Consider the following 23,462-nt stretch of genomic DNA (forward strand, 5'->3'; position numbering starts at 1 on the left):
TGCCGCGGCAGGCGTTTGCAAAGTGGCGCAGCAAAGCCGCCCGGTTTAGCATTGGATTGCGCGAATCCCGCTTGGGCAGCAGAAAATGCCAAGAATCAAACTCGACCGCATCGACCGGAAGATCCTGGCCCTGCTCCAGCAGGACGGGCGGATGCCCAACAACGAGGTGGCGGAGCGCGTCGGCCTGTCGCCGTCCCCCTGCCTGCGCCGGGTCAAGGCGCTGGAGGAATCGGGCGTCATCACCCGCCACGTTGCGCTGGTCGATCCCGCCGCGGTCGATCTGCCGGTGAACGTCTTCGTCAGCGTCAGCCTGGAGCGGCAGGTGGAGGAGCGGATCGATGCCTTCGAGACCGCCGTGATGGCGCTGCCGGAGGTGATGGAATGCTATCTGATGACCGGCGACGCCGATTATCTGCTGCGCGTTGTGGTCCCCGATCTCGCCAGCTACGAGCGCTTTCTGAAGGAGCACCTGACGCGAATTTCCGGGGTCGCCAACATTCGCTCCAGCTTCGCGCTGAAGCAGGTGCGCTACCGCACGGCGCTGCCGCTGGGGCATCTGGTGGAGTGAACAGGACGGCGATGGTTCGATAGAAATCTAAGTATTCGCATCAAGGATATCGGTTGGATATCTAATCTATATTCTATTTTGTTGAAAAATCGCATGAGTGATTTTATCGTTCCCTTGATTTCCGACGTGCGGCTTGACGGGGGCAGGATGTCAAACGTTACCTTGAGCGGGGCGACCCCGTCTGCGTCGGCGTATTCGGCGATCCCCTCCAAGCCGCCGGTGGGTCGGACCAAGGAGGACGACGCCAGCAACAGCGGCGGGAAGGCCGACCATGTGGCTTTGAGCCCGTTGGCATCGGCTTTGAAGGGTGACGCGCTTTCGCTGTTCGGCAAGTTGTCGACGGACGACCGAAGCGCACTTGGTCTCTTCGTTTCGTCCGGCCGGATGTCGGCCGACGAAATGAACGATGCGCTTTCGGGGAAACTGAAGGAATTGCGCAGCCAGACCTTTTGGAAGAGCGCCGTCGAAGCCGGTGTCGGACAGGAAACCGAAAGGCAGAAAAAGATCAGAACGCTTTCGGAAAGCATCGAAGCACGGCTGTCCGTCATCGATAAAACAGCAAGTTCGGGATTGCGCCTGGACCAGGCGGTCGCGATCTCGAACGAGATGCGGGGCGCGATGCGGGAACGCAGCTCGCTGATGAGTTAAGCGGACGAAGGCGCGACCACCGTGAAGCTGACGGCGGAATTCGCCTTGAACAAGTTGGCGCGGACGGATTCGGAACGCGCGGCGGGGGACAAGCTCAGCGCTCTGGGCTTCAAGTCCGAGAGCTTCGATCAGCTGTTGAAGGACACGGCGGAAAAGGACATCGCGTCCATGTGAGCGTGTGTGCGCTGTGACAACCGCGGTCCGCCGACCGTAATCCCGCTTTCAACACGTTCAACATCCCATCGTCCGGACCGCTCATGACGTTCGCGATGGAAGACCTGCGCCGCTTTTTGCCATAAAGAGTATTGGAACAGGGGCGCGCGGCGAATCCTCCCGCGGACAGGCCCCGACCGACAGGCGAAGGCAAGGGGAAGCAGGACGGGATGATGGACTGGGACAAGTTGCGGGTGTTCCACGCTGTGGCCGAGGCCGGCAGCTTCACCCACGCGGGCGAGGCCCTCAACCTCAGCCAATCGGCGGTCAGCCGGCAGATCAGCGCGCTGGAGGACAGCCTCGGCGTTCCGCTGTTCCACCGGCACGCCCGCGGCCTGATCCTGACCGAGCAGGGCGAGTTGTTGAATCACGCCGCGCGCGACATTTTCGCGAAGCTGTCGATGACCCAGGCGATGCTGAGCGAGAGCAAGGACGCCGCCAAGGGGCCGCTGAAGGTGACGGCCACGGCCGCCTTCGGCTCGACCTGGCTGACCCCGCGCATCGGGGAATTCCTGGCGCTCTACCCGGAGATCCAACTCACCCTGATGATCACCGACACGGAGCTGGATCTGGGCATGCGCGAGGCCGACGTGGCGATTCGCGTCAGCCCGCCGCGCCAGCCGGACCTGATCCAGCGGCATCTGATGACCTTCCGTTCCCACCTCTACGCGCACCGCCGGTACCTGGACCGCAAGGGGGAGCCGCAGACGGTGGCCGATCTGGCCTCCCATGATCTGGTGACCTATCCGCAGGAGTTGCGGGCTCCCTTCGCCAACACGCACTGGCTTCGCGATCTGGTGACCGATCCGGTCGCCCGCGACCGGACCGTCCTTCAGGTCAACAACCTTTACGCGATTTTCCGCGCGGTGGAGAGCGGGCTGGGCGTCGGCGCTCTGCCCGATTATCTGGTGGCCGGGCTGGGCGACATTGTGCGGGTGCTGCCGGACCAGTCCGGGTCGAAGGTGGACGCCTTCTTCGTCTATCCGGAGGAGTTGCGCCATTCCAAGCGCATCGCGGTCTTCCGCGACTTCCTGGTCAGGAAAGTGGCGGAAAGCCAATTCTAATTCCCGGTCAACGGGTTGGTGGACAGGGGCGCGGCGCCGGAAAGGGCCGCGCCCTTTGCTTTTTCTGCCGTTTGGCATGCGACATAGTGTCGGGCGTGGCGCGCTGCCCGAGTTAGCGCTTGCGCGTTAAACTGATATATTAATATATGCCGCATATGCGGAGCCCACCGCGTGTCTGTGCTCAAGCCCTGGGCCCCATCCGAAAAATTGCAATCGCCAGGAACGTCCCGGAAGGGAAAGGCGTGCGCCCATGCCTGCCGATGAACAGGCAAGTGAGGAAGTCATGAAGATAGTGCGTGGCCTGAGGTGGAAAGTCCTGGCGCTCATCATGCTGGGGACGATCATCAACTACATCGACCGCAACACGCTGGGTATCCTGGCGCCGATGCTCAAGGAAGAACTGCACTTCACGACGGAGCAGTATTCCTACATCGTCAGTGTGTTCCAGCTCTGCTACAGCTTGATGCAGCCGATCGCCGGTTACTTGACGGATCTCATCGGCCTGAAGTTCGGCTACGCGATGTTCGCCTTCGTCTGGGGCAGCGCCGCGGCCCTGCACGCCTTCTCCGGCGGCTGGCAGTCGATGGCTTTCTTCCGCGGCCTGCTCGGCATCAGCGAGGCGGCGGCCATGCCGTCGGGCGCCAAGACCGCCACCCTGTGGTTCCCGGCCAAGGAGCGCTCCATCGCCACGGGCTGGTTCAACACCGGCAGCTCCGTCGGCGCCATGATCGCCCCGCCGCTGGTGATCTGGCTGTCCGTGACCTGGAGCTGGCAGATCGCCTTCGTCGTCACCGGACTGCTGGGCATCGGCCTGTCGATGCTGTGGCTGGCGCTGTACCGCAACCCGGAGAACCACCCGCGCCTGACCAAGGAGGAGCACGCCTACATCCTGGACGGCCAGGAGCAGGTCCAGCTTCCCAAGCCGTCGATGAAGCGCGTCGTCACCATGCGCAAGTTCTGGGGCATCGCCGCCGCCCGCTTCCTGACCGAGCCGGCGTGGCAGACCTTCAGCTTCTGGATCCCGCTCTACATGGTCAGCACGCGCGGCATGGACATCAAGCAGTTCGCGCTGTTCGCCTGGCTGCCCTTCCTGTTCGCCGACATCGGCTGCGTCCTCAGCGGCTACCTGTCGCCCTTCTTCGCCAAGCGCTTCCGCATGTCGCTGGTCAACTCCCGCATCGCCGGCATCGGCATCGGCGCGGTGTGCATGATCGGCCCGGCCCTGATCGGCCTGACCAGCAGCCCGATCACCGCGATCTTCCTGTTCTCGGTCGGCGCCTTCGCGCACCAGATGCTGTCGAGCCTGCTCTACGCCCTGGTCACCGACACCTTCGAGAAGCAGGACGTCGCCACGGCGACCGGCTTCGGCGGCATGGCCGGCTACATGGGCGGCATGATCTTCTCGCTGATCATCGGCCAGCTCGCCAGCACGATCGGTTACGAGCCGCTGTTTGTCTGCCTGTCGGTCTTCGACATCACGGCCTTCATCGTGGTGCTGGTGGTTCTCGGCCAGTGGGGCCGGAACAAGGTCACGCCCCCGGCGATGCCGAGCGGCGCCCACGCCGACTGACCACGTCCTCCTTCCGTCCCACGCCGTGGGGCCGCGCGATCCGGGAAGTTCCGGGCCGCGCGGCCCTTTTTCATGCGGGCGAGGGGCTTACTGGATGGCGGCGGTGAGCAGGGAGGCGAGGGCGAAGCCGCTGACGATGACGAGGCGGGCGATGATGTGGGTCTTCATGGCAAGGCTCCGATTGGCATTTGCGGGCGGCGGGGCGTGCCCCGTTGTCGTGTTGAGCCAATGTTCGCATTGCGCCGGTCAAAGACAAACCGCGCAATTCGCATGCCTTCCATATCGATATCGCAGCGCAACATAGCGCTGTTATAAGTCTATCACTGATGATCTGAAGTATTCGTAGCGCTCTTCACAGCGCTGCATTTGGTCTTTTGCAGCGCTATGATCCCAGTGATCATGCGGATTCGGCGATCGGTTCGGCCGGAGCGGGCTCGCTGTCGAACAGGTCGGGGAAGCGCTGGGCCAGTTCGGGCAGGGATGTCAGGATCTCGCGCAGATGCAGGCGCATGGCGGCCTCGGCGGCGTCGGGGCTGCGCGCCCGGATGCCCTCGACGATCTGCTCGTGCTGGGCGATCAGCCGGTCCAGGGGGGTCGCCTGCGGCAGGCTGAGGTAGCGCACGCGGTCCATCTGGGCCTTGGTTTCCTCCACCACCCGCCACGCGTATTCGCAGTCGACCCCCAGCGCGATGGTGCGGTGGAACGCTTCGTCCAGGTCCAGGAAGGACGCCGGGTTGGTGCTCTTGGCGGCTTCGCGCTGCGCCTTGAGGTTGGTCTCCAACTCCGCGACGGCGCGGGCGGGCAGTCCCTCGCCGGCCTTGCGCGCCACGGCCAACTCCACCGCCTCGCGGACGAAGCGGGCGTCCATCACCTGCTTGGCCGAGATTTTCACGACGAACGTGCCGCGCTGCGGGCGGATGACGACCAGCCCGGATTCGCTCAGTTTGATGAAGGCCTCGCGCACCGGCTGGCGGCTGACGCCCAGTTGGCCGGCGACCTCCTGCTCGGACAGCGGCTGGCCAGGCTGGAACTGCATCGTCACGATGGCGTGGCGCAGTTCCCGAAAGACGCGGCGCGCCACTGGCTCCGTCGAATCCGGTTCGATCCTCCTCAACATGCTCCCCCCATCCCTTCTTTTTTAAAAGCCCGCCCCGCCGGTGCCCGCCCGGACGATCCTGGGCGGCGGAATTCATCCTGCACCGTTCGCAACCCCATGGACAACACCATTCTTGTATACTACCATACCAGTCGCGTACCGAACAATCGCCTCCGTGCAAGAGGCGTTGTCCTCAAAGGGAGGAAACATGAGCATCATCACCCGCACCTGGCGCGTTGCCGCCCTCGGCTTTGCGCTGGCCACCGTCGCCGGCAGTGCGCTGGCCGCCGACTACACGCTCAGCGTCAACACGGCGCTGGCTCAGCAGGACCCGCTCTACCGGGGGCTGGAGGAGTTCAAGAAGAACGTCGAGGCGCGGTCCGGCGGCAAGATGGCCGTCCGCCTGTTCCCCGGCTCGCAGCTCGGCAAGGACGAGGACGTGCTGGAGCAGGCCCGCGCCGGTGCCGGAGTCGCGGTCGTCGTCGACGGCGGGCGTCTCGCCGTCTTCGTGAAGGAGTTCGGCGTTCTGGGCGGCCCGTACCTCGCCCAGGGCTACGACGGCATCCGCAAGGTGGTCACCTCGCCGATGTTCGACCAGTGGTCGGACAAGCTGCGCAAGGCGTCGGGCCATCAGGTGCTGTCCTTCAACTGGTGGCAGGGCGAACGGCACCTGCTGACCAACAAGCCGGTGAAGGGTCCGGAAGACCTCGCCGGCATCCGCATGCGCACGCCGGGCGCGCCGGTGTGGATGGAGACGATCCGCGCCATGGGCGCCACCCCGACCCCGATGGGCTGGTCGGAAGTCTACACCGGCCTGCAGCAGAAGGTGATCGACGGCGTCGAGGCGCAGCATCCGGCCAGCTTCGGCGCCCGCCTCTACGAGGTGACCAACCGCGTCACCAAGACCGGCCACATCAACCTGATCACCGGCATCGTCACCAGCGCCGCCTGGTTCGACAAGCTGCCGCCGGAGCAGCAGACGATCCTCAAGGAAGAGGCGCTGAAGGCCGGCGACAGCGCGTCGCGCGCCACCCAGGCGTCGCTCGCCGACTTCGAGAAGCAGATGAAGGAGAAGGGCGTGACGATCGAGGAGATCGACGTGGCCCCTTTCCGCAAGGCGACGGCCCCGGTCTACGAGAAGCTGGGCTACGCCGAACTCCACAAGGAAGTGGAAAAGCTGCTGCAGAACTGACGCGGGGATCGGTTCGTGTTGATCGTGCCCCCTCCCTGACCCTCCCCCGCTTCGCAGGGGAGAGGACAATTCTCCCTCCCCTGCGATAGCGGGAGAGGGCCGGGGTGGGGGCAAGCACCTCTCAAAATCACCGCCGTCCGCCGTCACCTTCCGCCGCCATCAAGGGACCGCCATCATGTCGTCCTTGTTTCACAAGGGGGAAGCCGTCCTGGCGATGCTTCTCCTCGCCGCCATCGTTCTGCTCGTCTTCGCCGCCGGCGTCATGCGCTGGTTCGGCCATCCCCTGGTCTGGTCGGTGGACGTGGCACAGCTCCTGTTCGTCTGGGTCGCCTTCCTCGGCGCCGACATGGCGCTGCGCAAGCGCGCCCACATCGGCATCGACTATCTGGTCAAGCGCCTGCCCAACTCCACCCGGGCCGTGCTGGACGTCGTGCTGGGCGTGCTGGTTGTCGCCTTCCTCCTCACCATGACGGTGATGGGCTACCGGCTCACCATGCTGAACCTGGAACGCCAGTTCGGCGACAGCGGCATCAGCTACGCCTTCGTGACCGCCGCGGTGCCGGTGGGCTGCCTATTGCTGGCCCTCACGCTCACCGGGCAGATCCTGGACACGCTGCGCGAACTGCGCAGCCACCCCAAACCGGTCTTTGCGCCGGCCCCCAAGGCCGGCGACATCGAGGAGGTCGTGCCGTGACCCTGCTTGCCGTCACCTTCTTCGCGCTGATGGCCTTCGGGCTTCCCATCGCCTTCGCCATCGGCATCGCCGGCTTCTCCTTCTTTGCCACCAACGACATCATCCCGATGTCCATCGGCGTGCAGCAGGTCGCCTCGGCCTCGCAGAGCTTTCCGCTGCTGGCCGTGCCCTTCTTCGTGCTCGCCGGGCACATGATGAACCGCACGGGCATCACCAGCCGCCTGATCAACTGTTCCAACGTGCTGGTGTCCTGGATGTCCGGCGGGCTGGCCCAGGTCTGCATCGTGCTGTCCACGCTGATGGGCGGCGTCTCCGGCTCGGCGGTGGCCGACGCGGCGATGGAGGCCCGCATCCTCGGCCCCAGCCTGATCGCCCGCGGCTATTCGAAGGGCTTCACCGCCGCCGCCATCGCGGTCGGCTCGCTGATCACCGCGACCATCCCGCCCAGCCTGGGGCTGATCCTCTACGGCTTCGTCGGCAACGTGTCGATCGGGCGGCTGTTCCTGGCCGGCGTCATTCCGGGCTTCATGATGATGGCCGGGCTGATGCTGACCGTCTGGCTGATCGCCCGGCGCCGCGGCTACCGTCCGGAAATGGCCGAACGCCCGACCCTGCGCGCCGTGTGGCGGGCGGTGGCCGACGCCAAATGGGCGCTGCTGTTCCCGGTGGCCCTGCTGTTCGCCATCCGCGGCGGCCTGTTCACCCCGTCGGAGGTCGGCGCCTTCGCTGTTGTCTACGCCGCCGTCGTCGGCTTCCTGCTGCACAAGGAGCTGACCTGGGCCGCGGTGGCCGAGGCGCTTCAGGAAGCGGTGGTGGACACCGGGCTGATCATGCTGATCATCCTGTTCTCGGGCATGGTCGGCTACGCCATCATCTTCGAGCAGGCGCCCCAGACCATCGCCGAGGCGATGACCCAACTGACCAGCAACCCGCTGCTGGTGGTCGCGCTGATCCTGATCTTCCTGTTCATCGCCGGCCTGTTCGTTGAAAGCACGGTGCTGGTCCTGCTGCTGACGCCGATCTTCCTGCCCATCGTGACTCCGCTGGGCGTCGATCCGGTGCATTTCGGCATCCTGATGATGACGATCGTCACGCTGGGCTCGATGACGCCGCCGGTGGGCGTGGCGATGTACACCGTGTGCAGCCTGCTCGATTGTCCGATCGAAGAGTACATCGTCGAATCGCTGCCCTTCGTCGGCACCATCGTGCTGCTGGTCGCCGTGCTGACTCTGTGGCCGGGGCTGGTGCTGTTCCTGCCCAACATGCTGATGTGAGGCCTGAGGTAAAGGAAAGGGGGACTTGCCAAGGGATAGGGCGCTGATATACTAGTATATGGCGCTCCGATCTCTCGGCGGACCCACGGCCGGTCCGGGCACACCAAGCCCCGTCCATGGAGCGTCCTTGTCATTGTGGAAACGGGGCAGGGCCGCGTGTGAAGGGCAAACGCCAAGGGGCGGTCCGGGCAGGGCCGCCCCTTCGCGCTTCCCGACGCTCTATTTGCCCCTCACCATGCGCCAGAGCGGCTCGGCGACCTTGTGCACCAGGGGGATCAGCAGGGCGCCCAGCAGCAGCCCGAACACCCCGGCCCCCGCCGCCCCCACCAGCCATTCCACCGCGGCCTTCGCCGCCGGCACGGCCTCGCCCGCCGCCACGGCGGCCCCGTGGATCGCGTGCCCGATCGCGGTCAGGCCGAAGCCCTCCAACCCATGGATGACGATGCCGCCGCCGACCCACAGCATGGCGGCGGTGCCGACCAGGGCGAGCAGCTTCAGAAAGACCGGCATCCCCTTGACCAGCCCGCGCCCGATCGCCCGAGTCAGCGGGGCGAGCGCCCGGTCGGCGCCGCCCGGAGCGCCGGGAGAGGGGGTGCGCAACCCCAGCAGGCTGGCCACCGGGCGCCCGTTCTGCGCCAGCGAAAGGCCGACGTCGTCCGCCTTCACGATCAGCGCCACCGCGCCGTAGACCAGACCGGTGATGCCCGCGCCGACGACCGCGAGGACGGCGGCCTGCATCCAGAAGGACGAGGTCTCGGCGGCGACCGTCGACAGGACGATGGCCATGATCTCCGCCGACAGGATCAGGTCGGTCTTGATGGCGCTGTTGACCTTCTCCCGCTCGAACTGCGCGGCGTCCTGTCCCGCGGCGCCCGCTCCCTCGGCGTCGTGGTGCGCCGGGTGGGGGCGCAGCGCCTCCCAGACCTTCTCCGCGCCCTCGTAGCAGAGGAAGCCGCCGCCCAGCATCAGCAGTGGCGTGATCGCCCAAGGCGCCACGAGGCTGAGCGCCAGCGCCAGGGGCAGCAGGAACACCAGCTTGTTCTTCAGCGAACCCAGAGCGATCTTGCCGATGATCGGCAGTTCGCGGTCGGCGGTGAAACCCACCACATAGCGCGGCGTCACCGCGGCGTCGTCCACCACCACCCCGGCGGCCTTGGCCCCCGCCCGCGCCGCCTGTCCCGCGGCGTCGTCCAGCGAGGCGGCGGCGACCTTCGCCAAGCCGGCCACATCATCCAACAGTGCGATCAGTCCCGTGCTCAAGGTATTGGCTCCCCTCCGTACCGGCGTCCATGGAGCAGACAACACCGGCGGGGGCAAGCCGGACCTTCGGAGGGATTGGTCAGTCGTTGGCCAGCTCGTCGGCGGTGAGCATGTGGAGGTCCGGGTCCGGCGGATCGCGGCCGTCGTCCAGATAGAGCACCCGGTCCACCAGCACCAGGACGCGCACCCCGTCCACCGGCACGACGCTCAGCCGCCGGCTGATGACGGCGTTGCGGAAGGCCACGGCCCGGTCGTTGTAGGTGACCGACAGGACGTCGTTCGTCCCTTCCAGCATGGGCAGGGCGTAGCGCTCCATCATTTCCGCGGTCAGTCCGTCGATGCGTGGCAGCAGGGAGGAACCGACGATGTCGAAGCGGTGCCGCTCGATCCAGCGGGCCAGCGGCGGGGACACGGCCTGGGCGATCAGGCCGGGGGTGTAGAGCGTGCATTTCTCGCCCATGCTCCGCACCATCGCCTTCAAGCCGAGGAAGGTCGGGTGGTGGCGGAAATGACCGGTCAGCACGTCGCGCAACAGCGCCTGCTCCCGCGGGTCGGGCAGGATGGTCCCGGACTCCCAGCGCGCAACAGCCTCCTCGGTGGTGCCCAGCATGACGGCGAATTGCGCCTCGGTCAGGCCGTGCAGCCTTCGCAAGGCGCGGACGATCTGCGGCCACTCATGCGCCGGCACAGACGGCACTCCGATTATCGCCAGGGGTAATGATGAGAGAATACGCGATTCCCCGACAAACACATACGCAATCATGGGGCGGGAGGCATACCGGAGTATCAGAAATTTCGGTTCGATAAGCGGACTGTTTTGACTTTAAACGCTTGAGGAAGCTGTAATTTTTCGGTCTTGCTGGTCTGCGGGCATAGCGCTTCTGGTATCGGGTATACCACGGCACAATAACCCCACCAGCAAAGAGGAGACACATCATGGCTTACGCTTCCGCCCATCACAGCCATCACGACGGCCTTCTGTCGAGCATCGCCAAGGGTGTTACGGAGTTCGCCAGCGCTTGGTTCTCGGCCACTCCGCTGTATATCGTATACCAAGCGGTGGCGTCCGGCACCTACGCCCCGGCGGCCGGCACCTCCACGCTCGACCTGCCGACGCTGATGCGCGAATGACCGGCGCCAGGGCCATCCGGCCCCATGACGCGGCGGCCCGCCCATCCGGGCCGGAAAAAAGGACCGACTCCTCCGGGGCGGTCCTTTTTCGTTTTGTGCGTTGTTTTACCCGGCGACGGTGAAGGTTGCCGGCGGCTTGCCTTGGCGCTGGCGCTCCAGCATCGTCAGGAACGCCCGCTCCAGCAGGCGCGTGTGGGCGTTCATGTCGAACAGCGGCCCGCCGTCGCGCTCGGCGCGCAGCCGGTGCCGAACGGCGTTCAGGCCGGCGCGGTCGTTCGCCCAGCGCAGGACGGTGTCTTCATACTGGGCCAGGGACTCCGTCACGAAGTCGGATAGCCCGGCGGTGTGAAGCAGGCTGGCCGCCACGCGCGATTGCAGCGTGTGGCCCAGGCGGGTGACCAGCGGGAGCCCGGCCCACAGCGCGTCGCTCGCCGTCGTGTGGGCGCCGTAATGCAGGGTGTCCAGCATCAGGTCGGCGTTCTGCAGGCGGGACAGATGATCGTCCAGGGTCGGCGCCCAGGGCGCGAAGACGATGCGGTCCGCGGCGATGCCCGCCGACCGGGCGGCCTCGCGCAGATTTCCCTCGGCCTCCGCGGTCGTCCCGGCGAGCCACAGCATCCCGTCGGGAATCCGGTGCAGCAGCGCCATCCAGACGGCCCAGACGTCCGGGGTGATCTTGTAGGCGTTGTTGAAGCAGGCCAGCACGAAGCCATCCGTCGGAAGACCGCAGGCCGACCGCGGTGGTGCCGGTGGAACCTGATGGCGCCGGTCCCGCGGCAGGAAGCAGCGCGGCAGCCGCGCCACCGCCTCGGTGAAGCCGCTTTCCAGCTCCGGCGGCAGGGAGACGGGATCGGCGACGATGTAGTCGATCCAGGGCGCGCCCAGGCTGCCGGGATATCCCAGGAACTGGGCCTGCACCGGCGCGGGCCGGGCGGCGAGGATGTGCGGCCGTGGGTGTCCGGTGTAGCCCTTCAGGTCGATCAGGATGTCGACGCCGTCCCGCCGGATCGCCTCGGCGGCGGCCTCCGCGCCCAGGGAGTCGATGTCGATGAAGCGGTCGACACCCTCGCGGATGCGGCGGCGCTCGACGCTGCCGTCGTCCGGGCCGTAGCTGTAGGCGAGCACGCGGAAGCGCGACCGGTCGTGCAGCGCCAGAACCTCGGCCAGCAGCTGCGCGACCGGGTGCTGGCGGAAATCGTTCGACAGGTAGGCGATGGTGGCGAGGTCCGCCTTGCCGGGCTTCGCCTTCAGCCGCACCGGTTTTGTCCGGATGGTCTGGGCGTGCGCCCGCGCCGCCGCCAGGAGCGAACGGGCGGAAACGCGGTGGGACAGCATCATGGAGGCCTGGACCGGCACGCCCTGCGACGCGATGGCTTCCAGCGCGACCGCGTCGTCGTCGAAGCTGGACCAGTCGCAGGACCGCTGCTTCGTCTGGATCAGCCCGACCGTCGCGGTCGGGTTTCCGGGCGCTATGTTCAGCGCGCGGCGGTAGGCGTCCGCGGCGTCGGCCAGCCGGTCCTGGCCCTTCAGGGCGGTCCCCAGATTGAACCACACCGCCGCGGCGTTCGGCGCCAGCGCCGCCGCTTGGCGGGCGAGGCGCGCCGATTCCTCGAGGCGGCCCAGTTGGAAAAGCACCGCCGAGAGGCTGAGCAGCGTGTCCGGACCGGCCGGGTGCAGCGCCCGCGCCTGGTCGAGCGCGTCGGCGGCGCGGTCGTAGGCGCCCATCCGGAACAGCGTGTTGCCGATGTTGAGCAGGATTCCGGGATGGTTCGGGTCGTAGCGGCGGGCCAGTTCGAAAGCGCTCAAGGCGTCGTCGTAACGCTGGTTTCCGAAGGCGGCGTTGCCGACCCCCGCGTGGAGGTCCCGCCCGAATCCGGCGATCTGCGGAGTGAGGGCGGCGCTCCGGGTCGCCTGCTCGAACAGGGCGACGGCGCGCCCCAGATCGCCCCTCTGGGCCAAGGCCAGAGCGTCCGACAGTTTGCGCAGGTCCGGCGCGGACGGACCGCGGGACTGCCTGTTCTTGTTCATGATCGATGCAACCTGACGAGCGTCGTTTCGCACAACGAACCGGGCCGCGCCGCGGTTGTCGCGGCCCGGTTCACGAGAGCCGCACCGCCATTGCGATGCGCTCCATTAGGGCATGCTAACGCGCTGGCACCCCGGTGAGGAGAGCATTGTCGTCGGGTCTGCTTTTACACGCCGGCCGTGCCGGACCCGTCAGGCATCACCCGTCAGGCGTCCCCGGCGATCTCCGCCAGAAGCTGGACCTGGAAGGACAGCAGGAAGGCCGCCCGCTCCTGCGCCCGCGCCCGCCCGGCCGGGGTCTGCATGGTGTTGGGCAGCAGCAGCAGCTTCGCCTTGAAATGGTCCAGGGCGTATTGCAGGTCGTCGAGCGGGCGGGTCTCGGCCATCGGGTCCTCGCCGTGGAACAACGCCCGCTTCATCAGGCCGGAGGTGGCGAAGCAGCGGGCGATGCCGATGGCGCCCAGACTCTCCAGCCGGTCGGCGTCCTGGACCAGCTTCGCCTCGATGGTCAGCGGCGGGATGCCGGCGGAGTAGCTGTGCGCCTCGATGGCGTGGCGGGTGGCGGGGATCAGCGCGCCGGGGAAGCCCATGCCGCGCAGAACCTCCTCCGCCCGGTCCGCCGACAGGCGGGAGGCGCGGCTGCGGTCCGGATGGTCCTTCGGCACGTTCACGATGTCGTGGAGCAATGCCGCGGCCAGCACGACGAGCATGTCGGCCGGCCTATCGGGAGGCGGCCCGACGTCCCGCTCGGCCTCCGCCGCGGCCAGGGCCTTGGCGGTGCGCCAGACGCGAAGAAGATGGTCGATGTCGTGGGCCGGGTCCTCGGCCGCGTTGGAACGCAGCCATGTGGTGATGGAGCTTTCCCAAACATCGACATCGCTGAGCACAACATCTTTTGGCATGAGCGCTCGTCCTCTTACGTGCTTTTTACATAATATGGGGAGGGGCAGGGCTGTTGTCCCGAAATCATTTGTGGGCGGGCATCCCCTCCCCCGAATCGGGACTCCCAAATCAGCACCCCCCTCTCCGGAATGGTTGCATCGCGCCGAATGCCCGATGACCGCGGGCCGTCCCGCCGTTAAGGTGACGCCCGCCCGGACCGGGCCGACCGACAGGCAGAGGGGGGACATGCAGCCGATCATTCAGGTGCGTGGGCTGGAAAAGACCTACGCCACCGGCTTCCAGGCGCTGAAAGGGGTCGATCTCGACATCCGCCGCGGTGAGATCTTCGCCCTGCTGGGACCGAACGGGGCCGGCAAGACGACGCTCATCAGCACCGTCTGCGGCATCGTCAACGCCACCGCGGGCACCGTGACGGTCGACGGGCACGACATCGTGCGCGACTGGCGCGCCGCGCGCTCGCTGATCGGCCTCGTTCCGCAGGAACTGACGACCGAGGCGTTCGAGAGCGTCTGGGCCACCGTCAGCTTCAGCCGCGGGCTGTTCGGCAAGCCGCCCGATCCCGCCCACATCGAGAAGGTGCTGAAGGACCTGTCCCTCTGGAACAAAAAGGACAGCAAGGTCATGGCGCTGTCCGGCGGCATGAAACGCCGCGTGATGATCGCCAAGGCCCTGTCGCACGAGCCGCGCATCCTCTTCCTCGACGAGCCGACCGCCGGGGTGGACGTGGAGCTTCGCCGCGGCATGTGGGAGATGATCGGGCGGCTGCGCGACAGCGGCGTGACCATCATCCTGACCACCCACTACATCGAGGAGGCCGAGGAGATGGCCGACAGCATCGGCGTCATCTCCAACGGCCGCATCGTGCTGGTCGAGGACAAGGCCGCGCTGATGCGCAAGCTCGGCAAGCGGCTGCTGACCCTTCAGCTCCAGAACCCGCTGGAGTCCATCCCGGCGGAGCTGGCCGGCTATCCCCTGACCCTGTCCGGCGACGGGCGGGAGCTGGTCTACAGCTTCGACACGCAGGACGACCAGACGGGCATCGCCCGGCTTCTCCGCAAGCTCGGCGACCACGGCATCGATTTCACGAACCTGCACACCGAGGAAAGCTCCCTCGAGGAGATCTTCGTCAGCCTTGTGAAGGAGCGGGCATGACCTCCCCCATCAACCTTCATGCGGTCAAGGCCATCTACCTGTTCGAGCTGGCCCGCACCTGGCGCACGCTGTTCCAGAGCATCGCGGCGCCGGTGATCTCGACCTCGCTCTACTTCATCGTCTTCGGCGCGGCCATCGGCGGGCGCTTCACGGCGGTGGACGGGGTGAGCTACGGCGCCTTCCTGGTGCCCGGCCTCGTCATGATGTCGGTGTTGACGGAAAGCGTGTCCAACGCCTCCTTCGGCATCTACATGCCGCGCTATTCCGGCACGATCTACGAGGTGCTGTCGGCCCCGATTTCGGCCTTCGAGACGGTGCTCGGCTATGTCGGGGCGGCGGCGACCAAGTCGATGATCCTCGGCGTGCTGATCCTGCTGACCGCCCGGCTGTTCGTCGACTACTCGATCCAGCACCCGGTCTGGATGGTCGCCTTCCTGGTGCTCACCTCGGTCACCTTCAGCCTGTTCGGCTTCATCCTGGGCGTCTGGGCGGACGGCTGGGAGAAGCTGCAGATCGTGCCGATCCTGGTCATCACGCCGCTGGCCTTCCTCGGCGGCAGCTTCTACTCGATCAGCATGCTGCCGCCGCTGTGGCAGAAGATCACCCTGTTCAACCCGGTCGTCTATCTGGTCAGCGGCTTCCGCTGGAGCTTCTACGGCCAGGCCGACGTGCCGGTGGGGATCAGCCTCGCCATGACCGCGCTGTTCCTGGCGCTCTGCCTGACGGCGGTCTGGTGGATCTTCCGCACCGGCTACAAGCTGAAGAACTGACCGGTCCAGGCGGCGGAGGTTACACTCCGCCGCCCAGCATCCCATGGGCGCGGTGCCACTCCTCCAGCGATTCCGGCGGGTAGTCGTCGCTGCGCTCGTCCCCCGGCTTGGCCTCGACCGGGACCCAGTTGGCCTTCGACCCCAGCATCATGTGGACGTGGGCCGGCGCCTCCGGCAGGGGGCTGTCGATGGCGCTGGCGAAGGGGTGGACCAGCTCCGGCCAGCGCGGGTCGCTCACCCACAGGGCGGAGCCGCAGCGCGCGCAGAAACGCCGTTCGCCGGGGCTTTCCTCGCCGTCGATGCGAGCGTGGAAGACGGTGATGTGCTCCGCCCCCGTCACTTCCAGCGTGTCGGCCTTGGCCCCCAGATTGATGGCGTAGCCGCCCCCGCCCGCCGTCTTGCGGCAGATCGAGCAGTGGCAGCGCAGGTAGGGGACCGGCGCGTAGGCGTCCACCGAGAAACGCACCGCGCCGCAGTGGCAGGACCCGTCCAGCTTCATCCGTCCTCTCCTCCGATCCTCGGGCGCCCGGCTGCGGCGCCGCACCCGTCCAACCCGGCCGGTCCGGGAAAGTTTCCGGGGGATGCGGTATCGTTTCAAGTCACGGATGGCAGGAGGGCAGGCAATCGCATGCGCGCACTATGAACCCTCTCCCCAGGGGGGAGAGGGGATTTCGCCCGGCCTCACACGTCGACCACCGGGGCCATCGCCTCGGCCATCGCCAGCAGGGCGGCGTCCTGGAAGCGCGGCGCCACCAGCTGCACCCCCACCGGAAGCCCGCGCGGCCCGCGGCCGCAGGGCATGGCGAGGCAGGGGACGTGCAGCACCGTCCAGATCGAGTTGAAGATGTGGTCGCCCGTGGTGTGCAGCCCCTCCGGCGCCTCGCCCGGCGCGGGCGGGGTCAGGATCACGTCGATGGACTCGAACAGGGCGGCGAAGCGGGGCCGGCAGCTGTCGGCGACGTCGTAGGCCTCGGTCAGGGTGCGCGTGGTGATGCCGTGGTTGTGCTCGCAATGGTCGGCCAGCTCGGGATGCAGCCGATGGCGGTCGCTGAGGTAAAGGTCGAGGAAGGAGGCCCGCCCCTCGCCGCGGCGGATCACGTCCTGCACCTCGGCCAGGGTTGAGAAGGCGTCCGGCAGTTCGAAGGGCACGACCACCGCGCCGGCCTCCTCCAGCCGCCGGGCGGCGAGCAGCAGCGCCGCCTCGCCTGCCGGCTCGATGCGCGACCAGACGGGGGAGCGGCAGAGCCCGACGCGCAATCCCGCCAGCGTGACCGGCGCCGTCTTGCCCATGCCCTCCAGTTGGAACGCCTCGGCCATCAGCGCGAGGTCGCCGACCGAACGCCCGTACCAGCCGAGCGTGTCGAGGGACACCGCGTAGTGCTTCATCCCTTCGCGGCTGACCACGCCCCAGGTCGGCTTGAAGCCGTAGATGCCGTTGAAGGCGGCGGGACGGATGTGGGAGCCGCCGGTCTGGGTGCCGAAGGCCAGCGGCACGTGCCGGTCGCCGACCGCCGCCCCCGACCCGGAGGAGGAGCCGCCCGGCGTGTGGGCGAGGTTGACCGGGTTGCGCGTCGCCGCCTTGCGTCCGCCGGAGGCGAATTCCACCGTGTCGGTCTTGCCCAGCAGGATGCCGCCTGCGCTGCGCGCGATGGCCACGCAGGCGGCGTCGCGGGCCGGTCGGTGGCCCTGGAAGATCGGCGAGTTCTGGGTGGTCGGCAGGTCGGCGGTGTCGATCACGTCCTTCACGCCGAAGGGCAGGCCGTGCAGCGGGCCGGCGGCGGGGCGTTTGTCGGCCTCCCGCGCGGCGGCCAGCGCCAGGGCGGGGTCGACGGTGATCCAGGCGCGCACCTGCGGGTCGCGGTCTTCGATCCGCTCCAGGCAGGAGCGGACCAGCGCCTCGCTGGTCAGGCGGCCATCGCGGATGGCGTGGGCGGCCTCGCTGGCCGTGAGTTCGAACGGTTCCATGGCGGGTCCTTTCGGTAAATCAGGCGGGCCGGACACTCAAAGGGGAAGGGCAGGGCGCTGGCGGTGGTGGTCGGTCGCCGCCTGGAAGGCCGCTCCGGCGCGGAAGACCAGCGGCTCGTCGAACCAGCGCCCGACGATCTGCATGCCCACCGGCATCCCGTCGCCGTCGAAGCCGCAGGGCACGGACATGGCGGGCAGGCCGAGCGCGCCGAAGCCGTAGGTGAAGCGGCTGACCGCCCGCGTCGCCTCGATCATGTCGGCGCTGTCGTAGATGCGCGGGGCCGTGATGGGGGTGGTCGGGGTGAGGATCAGGTCCACCCGTTCGAACAACGTGCGGAACCGCAGCTTCCAGGAGGCCAGCCAGCGCCGCGATTCCGCGTACTGCACGCCGCTCACCGGCAGGCCGAGCTGCAGGCGGCGCAGCACCTCCGGCCCGATGGACTCCGGCGCGGTTTCCATTTTGTCGAGGTGGTATTGCGCCATGTCGGCGACGAGCAGGGAGAAGGCGGTGCGGGCCTGCGCCACCTCCGCGTCCTCGATGGTGACGTCGACCAGGACGGCGCCGGCTTTCTCCAGCACCGCCGCCGCGGCGCGCACCCGCTCCGCCACCGCGGGCTGGAGGTTGTCGAAGTAGAAGTTGCGCGGCAGACCGATGCGCGTGCCGGCGACGCCCGCCTTCAGGTCCTGCAGGAAATTGCCGAGCAGCACGTCGACCGAATTGGGGTCCTCCGGGTCATAGCCGGCGATGGCCGCGAAGGCGCGCGCCACGTCGGCGACGGAGTAGGCCAGCGGGCCGACGGTGTCGAAATCGACGCTGCACGGGATCACGCCGGTGTTGGACACCCGGCCGACGCTGGGCCGCAGCCCGACCACCCCGCAGAGCGCCGCCGGGATGCGGATGGAGCCGCCGGTGTCGGTGCCGATGGAGACCCGGCACAGCCCGGCGGCGACCGAGGCCGCCGAGCCGCCGCTCGACCCGCCGGGCACCCGCCCGGTGTCCCAGGGATTCCGGCAGGGGCCGTGATGCTCGTTCTGGTTCGTCGAGCCCAGGCAGAATTCGGACAGGTTGTTGCGTCCGACCAGGATGGCGCCGGCGTCGCGCAGGCGGCGGATCAGCGGGGCGTCCCGCTGCCCCATCCGGGCGAAGCGGTCGGACGAGCCGTAGCTGGTCGTCTCGCCGGCCAGTTCGAAGCAGTCCTTGACGGTGACGGTCACCCCGTCCAGCAGGCCGGGCCAGTCGCCCGCCGCCCGCGCCTCGTCCTGCGCCCGCGCCCGGCGGAGCGCCCCGTCGCCGTCCACTGCCAGCAGGGCGTTGACGATCGGGTTCAGGCTCTCGATGCGGGCGAGGCGGGCGCGGGTTTCCGCCTCGCTGGCGCCGGGCATGGAGGGGCTGCCGCCGCTGGACCGGGCCGGATGCGTTGTCGAAAGATCGGACATGCGTTGCTGCTTTCCGCTCGCGTGCCGGACGGCTTCGGACGAACTGCTCCGGCGACGGCCTGTTGACGTCGTTTGGTTGCGCTTGGGGACGAAACCGCCGGATCAGGCGGCGTCGGCCAACGCCAGATGGGCGATGACCGCGTCCAGCGGCATCACGTCGGCGTATTTCTTGCCCATGTCGAACAGGTTGGCGCGGTGCGGCTCCTCCGCCCGGTCGCCGACGCACTCCTCCACGATGATCGGGCGCAGCCCGTGGGCGGAGGCGTCGATCACGCTGGCCCGCACGCAGCCCGAGGTCGTGCAGCCGGTGACCAGCAGCGTGTCGACCGCGTTCGCGCGCAGCCAGGACGACAGGGCGGTGCCGAAGAAGGCCGAGGCGTGCTGCTTGCGCACGATGAACTCGTTGGGCAGCGGCGCGACCTCCGGAGCGAAGGCGACGTCGGGCGAGTCGGCGGTCAGGGTCAGGAGCGACGGGATCTTCTCGCCGAACGGGCCGATGCCGCCCGGGGCCTCCGGCGCGATGAAGCAGGCATGGGCGATCGGCATGCCCAAGGGACGAACATGTCCGAGCAACTTTCCCGTGGCGGTGATGGCGCTGTTGATGTTGAAGCCGCCGAAGGCGTCCTCGCGCGTGAAGCCGATCTGGAAGTCGATGATGAGGAGGGCGCACTTGCGGCCGAAGCCGAGCGGCTTGCCGATGCCTTGGCGCTCGTAGATGGAAAGATCGCTCATTTCAGGAGGTTCCTTCTTCCGCTGCTGCGCCGCATCACGGGCGCCCAGACAGCATACAACGAGGTTTTTTTGCATTCAAAGTCCATAGTTTCACCATTTCAAACCCGCCTCTGCCCGCCTTTTGCGCAGATATGCATATTGCTGTATTCATAAGCAATACCGCAAAATTTTTTGTTAACAAGCTGATTTAAAATGATTTATAGGCCGCCTGCGACAGCCCGTCGCAGGGTGGCACGATTCCTGCGAATTTGGTCGGGCATAAGGGTCCAGCGCAGATTGTGTGCAAAAATAGACCGGACAAATCTTGGCGCTGCCCGTAAAATCTTTGACATAGAGGAGCAGGCTTATGGACGGGATCAATCGCAAGGAACGGGCCGGCCGGATCGAGCGGAGCGGCGTCAACCGCCGCCAGTTCGGCACCCTGCTGGTCGCCGGCGCCCTGGTGGCGGGCAGCGGCTGGCCTCTGCCGGCGTCGGCGGCGCCGCCGGTCCTGCGGGTGCGCATCGGCAGCGACATCGGCAACCTGGATCCCGCCCGCATCTTCCAGATCGAGAACCAGACGGTCGCCACCCAGATCTTCAACGGGCTGGTCAAGTATGACGAGGCGAGCAACGCCATCGTCCCCGACCTCGCCACCGGCTGGGACATCTCCGGCGACGGCACCGTCTACAGCTTCGCCCTGCGCAGCGGCGTCACCTGGCACAAGGGTTTCGGCCCCTTCACCTCCGACGACGTGAAATTCTCGTTCGAGCGCGTGCTCGACCCGCAGACCGGCAGCAGCTACAGCGGGCAGCTCGCCTCCATCAAGTCCATCGAGACGCCGTCCCCCGACAAGGTGGTCATCACGCTGAAGGAGCCGAACTCCGGCTTCCTGCACAAGGTGTCGGCCTTCAACCAGGGCTGGATCGTCAGCCGCAAGGCGCTGGGCGAGATCGGCGACAAGGCCTTCGCGCTGAACCCCATCGGCACCGGCCCCTTCGTGTTCCAGAACTGGGCGCCGGGCCGCGAGGTGAAGCTGTCCGCCAACAAGGACTATTTCGCGGGCGCGCCCAAGGTCGAGGAGGTGCAGTTCCGCGTCATCAAGGACGAGACGGCGGCGGCCATCGCCCTGGAGAACGGCGAGATCGACATCTTCTTCGGCCTGCAGCAGCCGGAGGTCATCCAGCGTCTGAAGGGCGGCGGTCTGGTCACCGTGCACGACCGCGACGCCAACCACACGATCAACCTCGTCCTCAACACCTCGATCAAGCCGCTGGGCGATGTGCGGGTGCGGCAGGCGATCTACCACGCCATCAACCGCAAGGCGCTGATCGACGGCTTCTTCAAGGGCACCAAGTCGGAGGCGAGCGGCTTCCTGACGTCTTCCTTCCAGGAATTCACCGACCAGGTCCCGCTGTTCCCCTATGACCCGGCCAAGGCCAAGGCGCTGCTCAAGGAGGCCGGGGTGGGGTCCTTCACGCTCGACCTCGTGGCGCCGGGCGCCAACCCCTACGACAAGATCGTCGTGCCGATCGCCAGCGACCTCGCCGCCGTGGGCATCGACGCCAAGATCAAGGTGCTGGAGCGCGGCGCCTACCTCCAGGCCCGCAACAAGGGCACGGTGCCGACCTGCATCACCGGCGTCGTCGGCGCGCCGGACCCGGACAGCCCGATCCTGTCGCTGTTCGCCAAGTCCTCCTTCCCGCCGGGCCTCAACACCGCCCATTACGAGGGCATCGAGGACCTGATCGCCGCCGCCCGCAACGCCCAGGGCGACGCCGCCCGCAAGGAGGTCTACGGGAAGATCCAGGCCAAGGTGATGGGCGACGTCCCGGTGATCCCGCTCTACGCCGACCACCTGTACATCGCCCACACCAAGAAGGTCTCCGGCTTCGTCCAGAACTCCCTGTTCACGATGAGCGCCTATCCGGTCTCGCTGCTGGAGGCGTGACGATGGACCGGCTTCTTCGCCAACTCTCGCAGCTCGCGATCACGGTGTTCGGCATCGTGACCGTGACCTTCTTCCTGGTCCGGATGATCCCCGGCGACCCCGCCCAGTACATGCTGGGCGACTACGCCACCGAGGAGGCGCTGGCGACGCTGCGCGCCCAGCTCGGCCTAGACCAGCCGGTCTACGTGCAGTACGGGCTCTACGTGCTGCGCGCCGTCACCGGGGATTTCGGGTCGTCGGTGGTCACCGGCCGCCCGGCGCTGGAGGAGATCCTGTTCAGCCTTCCCGACTCCGCGATCCTGGCCTTCGCCGGCCTCGCGGTGGCGGTGGCGATCGGCATCCCGCTCGGCATCCTCACCGCGGAGCGCCAGGGATCGTGGAGCGACATGCTGATCATGATCGTCGCGCTGTTCGGCATCTCCTTCCCGGTCTTCTGGCTCGGCCTCGCCTCGGTCCTGCTGTTCTCGCAGGAGCTGAAATGGTTCCCGGCGCTGGGGGCCAGCTCGGGCGGCGGGTTCCTCACTCACCTGCACCATCTGGTGCTTCCGGCCGGCGTGCTGGGCATCTCGGTCGCGGCCTACATCACCCGCCTGACCCGCTCGGCAATGCTGGAGGTGCTGGGCCAGGACTGCATCCGCGTCGCCCGCGCGATGGGGGTGCCGGAGCGCCGGGTGGTGTGGCGGCTGGCGCTGAAGAACGCGCTGGTGCCGATCCTCGCCATCGTCGGGGTGACCTTCGCCTGGTCGCTGGGCAGCGCCATCCTGATCGAGGTGGTGTTCAGCCGGCCGGGCATCGGCTCGATGATCCTGAAGGCGGTCTCGGCCCGCGACTACCAGCTCGTCCAGGCGGGCGTGCTGGTCCTGGCCGTCGCCGTCGTCCTCGTCAACAGCCTGCTCGACCTCGCCTATGGGCTGGTCGATCCGCGCCTGTCCACACGGTGACCCATGGCAGCCACAGCAACCCTTTCCGCGTCCGCTTCGGCGCGGCGGTCGTCCCTGATGCGCTACTTCCGCCATCCGGGCTTCCTGATCGGCGTGATCCTGCTGACCCTGCTGCTGATCGTGGCGGTGGCGGCCCCCTGGATCGCCCCGATGTCGCCGCTTGAGACCGACCTCGCCAACACGCTGGCCCCGCCCTCGGCCGCGCATCTCCTGGGCACCGACCAGTTCGGGCGCGACGTGCTGTCCCGCCTAATCTGGGGAACGCGCATCTCCCTCCAGGTCGCCGTCGCGGTGATGGCGCTGTCGCTGTCGCTGGGCATGGTGATCGGCGCGGTCGCCGGCTTCTTCGGCGGCTGGGTCGAGCGGGTGACCGTCTCGGTCATCGACATCCTGCTGGCCTTCCCCGGCTTCCTGCTGGCGCTCGCCCTGGTGGCGGCCCGCGGCTCCTCGCTGGAATCCGTCATCATCGCCGTGGCTCTGGCCTTCACGCCGCGGGTCGCCGCGGTGATGCGGGCGGTCGTCCTGACCATCAAGCCGCGCACCTACGTCGAGGCGTCGAGGGCCATCGGCATGGGCACGATGCGGCTGCTGTTCCTGCACGTCGTGCCGAACAGCCTGCCGCCGGTGATCGTGGTCGCCACGGTCAGCGCCGCCACCGCCATCCTGGCCGAGGCCGGCCTGAGCTTCCTCGGCCTCGGCGTTCAGCCGCCGGCCCCGACCTGGGGCAACGTCATCGCCGACGGGCAGAGCTTCCTGGCCTCCAACCCGTTGATCTCGCTGTCGGCGGGTATCTGCATCGCGGTGATGGTGGTCGCCCTGAACCTGCTGGGCGACGGCCTGCGCGACACGCTCGACCCGCAGATGCGCCGCTCCTCCGGACGCGTGCTGTGAGGACGC

23 protein-coding genes are annotated in these 23,462 nt (G+C 67.6%); 14 read left to right on the forward strand and 9 right to left on the reverse strand.

Annotation, left to right across the window (positions count from 1 at the left end; all coding sequences use genetic code 11):
* Positions 1–85: 85 nt before the first annotated feature.
* The 5 genes from ACWPN5_RS28115 (at position 86) to ACWPN5_RS28135 (ending at position 4,063) form a co-directional block, all read left to right on the forward strand.
* Positions 86–568, forward strand: a complete 483-nt coding sequence (locus ACWPN5_RS28115) for an Lrp/AsnC family transcriptional regulator (RefSeq protein ID WP_492298677.1) — start codon at positions 86–88, stop codon at positions 566–568.
* A gap of 93 nt (positions 569–661) precedes the next feature.
* Positions 662–1,216 (forward strand): hypothetical protein, encoded by a 555-nt coding sequence (locus ACWPN5_RS28120; protein WP_492298678.1) that lies wholly within the window; start codon positions 662–664, stop codon positions 1,214–1,216.
* 21 nt (positions 1,217–1,237) lie between these two features.
* Complete coding sequence (locus tag ACWPN5_RS28125; protein ID WP_492298680.1) at positions 1,238–1,390, forward strand: hypothetical protein; 153 nt, start codon at positions 1,238–1,240, stop codon at positions 1,388–1,390.
* Between the two features lie 212 nt (positions 1,391–1,602).
* Positions 1,603–2,493, forward strand: coding sequence for a LysR family transcriptional regulator (locus ACWPN5_RS28130; RefSeq protein ID WP_186466012.1), 891 nt, complete (start codon positions 1,603–1,605; stop codon positions 2,491–2,493).
* A gap of 283 nt (positions 2,494–2,776) precedes the next feature.
* Positions 2,777–4,063 carry an MFS transporter gene (locus ACWPN5_RS28135; RefSeq protein WP_145682083.1) on the forward strand — a complete coding sequence of 429 codons (1,287 nt, stop codon included), beginning with the start codon at positions 2,777–2,779 and terminating at the stop codon, positions 4,061–4,063.
* 397 nt (positions 4,064–4,460) lie between these two features.
* On the opposite strand, the gene ACWPN5_RS28140 is transcribed toward ACWPN5_RS28135, so the two are convergent.
* Positions 4,461–5,180: a GntR family transcriptional regulator gene (locus ACWPN5_RS28140; protein WP_145682084.1), complete on the reverse strand. Its 720-nt coding sequence runs from the start codon at positions 5,178–5,180 to the stop codon at positions 4,461–4,463.
* Between the two features lie 235 nt (positions 5,181–5,415).
* Between ACWPN5_RS28140 and ACWPN5_RS28145 the strand changes: the two genes are divergently transcribed.
* From ACWPN5_RS28145 to ACWPN5_RS28155, 3 genes are all read left to right on the forward strand, one after another.
* Positions 5,416–6,351, forward strand: a complete 936-nt coding sequence (locus tag ACWPN5_RS28145; RefSeq protein WP_492298727.1) for a C4-dicarboxylate TRAP transporter substrate-binding protein — start codon at positions 5,416–5,418, stop codon at positions 6,349–6,351.
* A gap of 175 nt (positions 6,352–6,526) precedes the next feature.
* Positions 6,527–7,045 (forward strand): TRAP transporter small permease, encoded by a 519-nt coding sequence (locus ACWPN5_RS28150; protein WP_200476907.1) that lies wholly within the window; start codon positions 6,527–6,529, stop codon positions 7,043–7,045.
* On the forward strand, positions 7,042–8,319 hold the full coding sequence (locus ACWPN5_RS28155) for a TRAP transporter large permease (protein ID WP_145682087.1): 1,278 nt from the start codon (positions 7,042–7,044) through the stop codon (positions 8,317–8,319). The genes ACWPN5_RS28150 and ACWPN5_RS28155 overlap by 4 nt, the downstream gene beginning before the upstream one ends.
* Before the next feature lie 219 nt (positions 8,320–8,538).
* Here ACWPN5_RS28155 and ACWPN5_RS28160 read toward each other — a convergent pair whose 3' ends face one another.
* Entirely contained in the window at positions 8,539–9,579 is a 1,041-nt protein-coding gene (locus ACWPN5_RS28160; RefSeq protein ID WP_492298683.1) for a DUF808 domain-containing protein, read from the reverse strand.
* Positions 9,580–9,658: 79 nt separating this feature from the next.
* Positions 9,659–10,267: a helix-turn-helix domain-containing protein gene (locus tag ACWPN5_RS28165; RefSeq protein WP_145682089.1), complete on the reverse strand. Its 609-nt coding sequence runs from the start codon at positions 10,265–10,267 to the stop codon at positions 9,659–9,661.
* Between the two features lie 248 nt (positions 10,268–10,515).
* Here ACWPN5_RS28165 and ACWPN5_RS28170 point away from each other — a divergent pair, with 248 nt between their 5' ends.
* Positions 10,516–10,710: a hypothetical protein gene (locus ACWPN5_RS28170; RefSeq protein ID WP_145682090.1), complete on the forward strand. Its 195-nt coding sequence runs from the start codon at positions 10,516–10,518 to the stop codon at positions 10,708–10,710.
* A gap of 105 nt (positions 10,711–10,815) precedes the next feature.
* On the opposite strand, the gene ACWPN5_RS28175 is transcribed toward ACWPN5_RS28170, so the two are convergent.
* Together ACWPN5_RS28175 and ACWPN5_RS28180 are read right to left on the reverse strand one after the other, a co-directional pair.
* Positions 10,816–12,738 (reverse strand): O-linked N-acetylglucosamine transferase, SPINDLY family protein, encoded by a 1,923-nt coding sequence (locus ACWPN5_RS28175; protein WP_492298685.1) that lies wholly within the window; start codon positions 12,736–12,738, stop codon positions 10,816–10,818.
* Positions 12,739–12,941: 203 nt separating this feature from the next.
* Positions 12,942–13,637 carry an HD domain-containing protein gene (locus tag ACWPN5_RS28180; RefSeq protein ID WP_145682092.1) on the reverse strand — a complete coding sequence of 232 codons (696 nt, stop codon included), beginning with the start codon at positions 13,635–13,637 and terminating at the stop codon, positions 12,942–12,944.
* Positions 13,638–13,863: 226 nt separating this feature from the next.
* Between ACWPN5_RS28180 and ACWPN5_RS28185 the strand changes: the two genes are divergently transcribed.
* Positions 13,864–14,790 carry an ABC transporter ATP-binding protein gene (locus ACWPN5_RS28185; protein WP_035680117.1) on the forward strand — a complete coding sequence of 309 codons (927 nt, stop codon included), beginning with the start codon at positions 13,864–13,866 and terminating at the stop codon, positions 14,788–14,790.
* Positions 14,787–15,560: an ABC transporter permease gene (locus ACWPN5_RS28190; protein WP_200478491.1), complete on the forward strand. Its 774-nt coding sequence runs from the start codon at positions 14,787–14,789 to the stop codon at positions 15,558–15,560. Before ACWPN5_RS28185 ends, ACWPN5_RS28190 begins: the two co-directional genes overlap by 4 nt.
* A gap of 19 nt (positions 15,561–15,579) precedes the next feature.
* On the opposite strand, the gene ACWPN5_RS28195 is transcribed toward ACWPN5_RS28190, so the two are convergent.
* From ACWPN5_RS28195 to ACWPN5_RS28210, 4 genes are all read right to left on the reverse strand, one after another.
* Positions 15,580–16,059, reverse strand: a complete 480-nt coding sequence (locus tag ACWPN5_RS28195; protein WP_200478492.1) for a GFA family protein — start codon at positions 16,057–16,059, stop codon at positions 15,580–15,582.
* 182 nt (positions 16,060–16,241) lie between these two features.
* Positions 16,242–17,525 (reverse strand): amidase, encoded by a 1,284-nt coding sequence (locus ACWPN5_RS28200; RefSeq protein WP_145682094.1) that lies wholly within the window; start codon positions 17,523–17,525, stop codon positions 16,242–16,244.
* Between the two features lie 36 nt (positions 17,526–17,561).
* The gene (locus tag ACWPN5_RS28205; RefSeq protein WP_492298688.1) at positions 17,562–18,962 is read right to left on the reverse strand and encodes an amidase; all 1,401 of its coding nucleotides are present in this window, start codon (positions 18,960–18,962) and stop codon (positions 17,562–17,564) included.
* 102 nt (positions 18,963–19,064) lie between these two features.
* A complete protein-coding gene (locus ACWPN5_RS28210) occupies positions 19,065–19,694 on the reverse strand; it encodes an isochorismatase family protein (protein ID WP_145674188.1) in 630 nt (209 codons plus the stop codon).
* Between the two features lie 346 nt (positions 19,695–20,040).
* Between ACWPN5_RS28210 and ACWPN5_RS28215 the strand changes: the two genes are divergently transcribed.
* The 3 genes from ACWPN5_RS28215 to ACWPN5_RS28225 are packed head-to-tail and all read left to right on the forward strand — an operon-like array spanning position 20,041 to position 23,456.
* A complete protein-coding gene (locus ACWPN5_RS28215; protein ID WP_492298690.1) occupies positions 20,041–21,624 on the forward strand; it encodes an ABC transporter substrate-binding protein in 1,584 nt (527 codons plus the stop codon).
* 2 nt (positions 21,625–21,626) lie between these two features.
* Positions 21,627–22,565 (forward strand): ABC transporter permease, encoded by a 939-nt coding sequence (locus tag ACWPN5_RS28220; RefSeq protein WP_014242069.1) that lies wholly within the window; start codon positions 21,627–21,629, stop codon positions 22,563–22,565.
* A gap of 3 nt (positions 22,566–22,568) precedes the next feature.
* Entirely contained in the window at positions 22,569–23,456 is an 888-nt protein-coding gene (locus ACWPN5_RS28225) for an ABC transporter permease (protein ID WP_145682097.1), read from the forward strand.
* Positions 23,457–23,462 lie beyond the last annotated feature (6 nt).

The organism is Azospirillum sp. UENF 211521, from assembly GCF_058780535.1.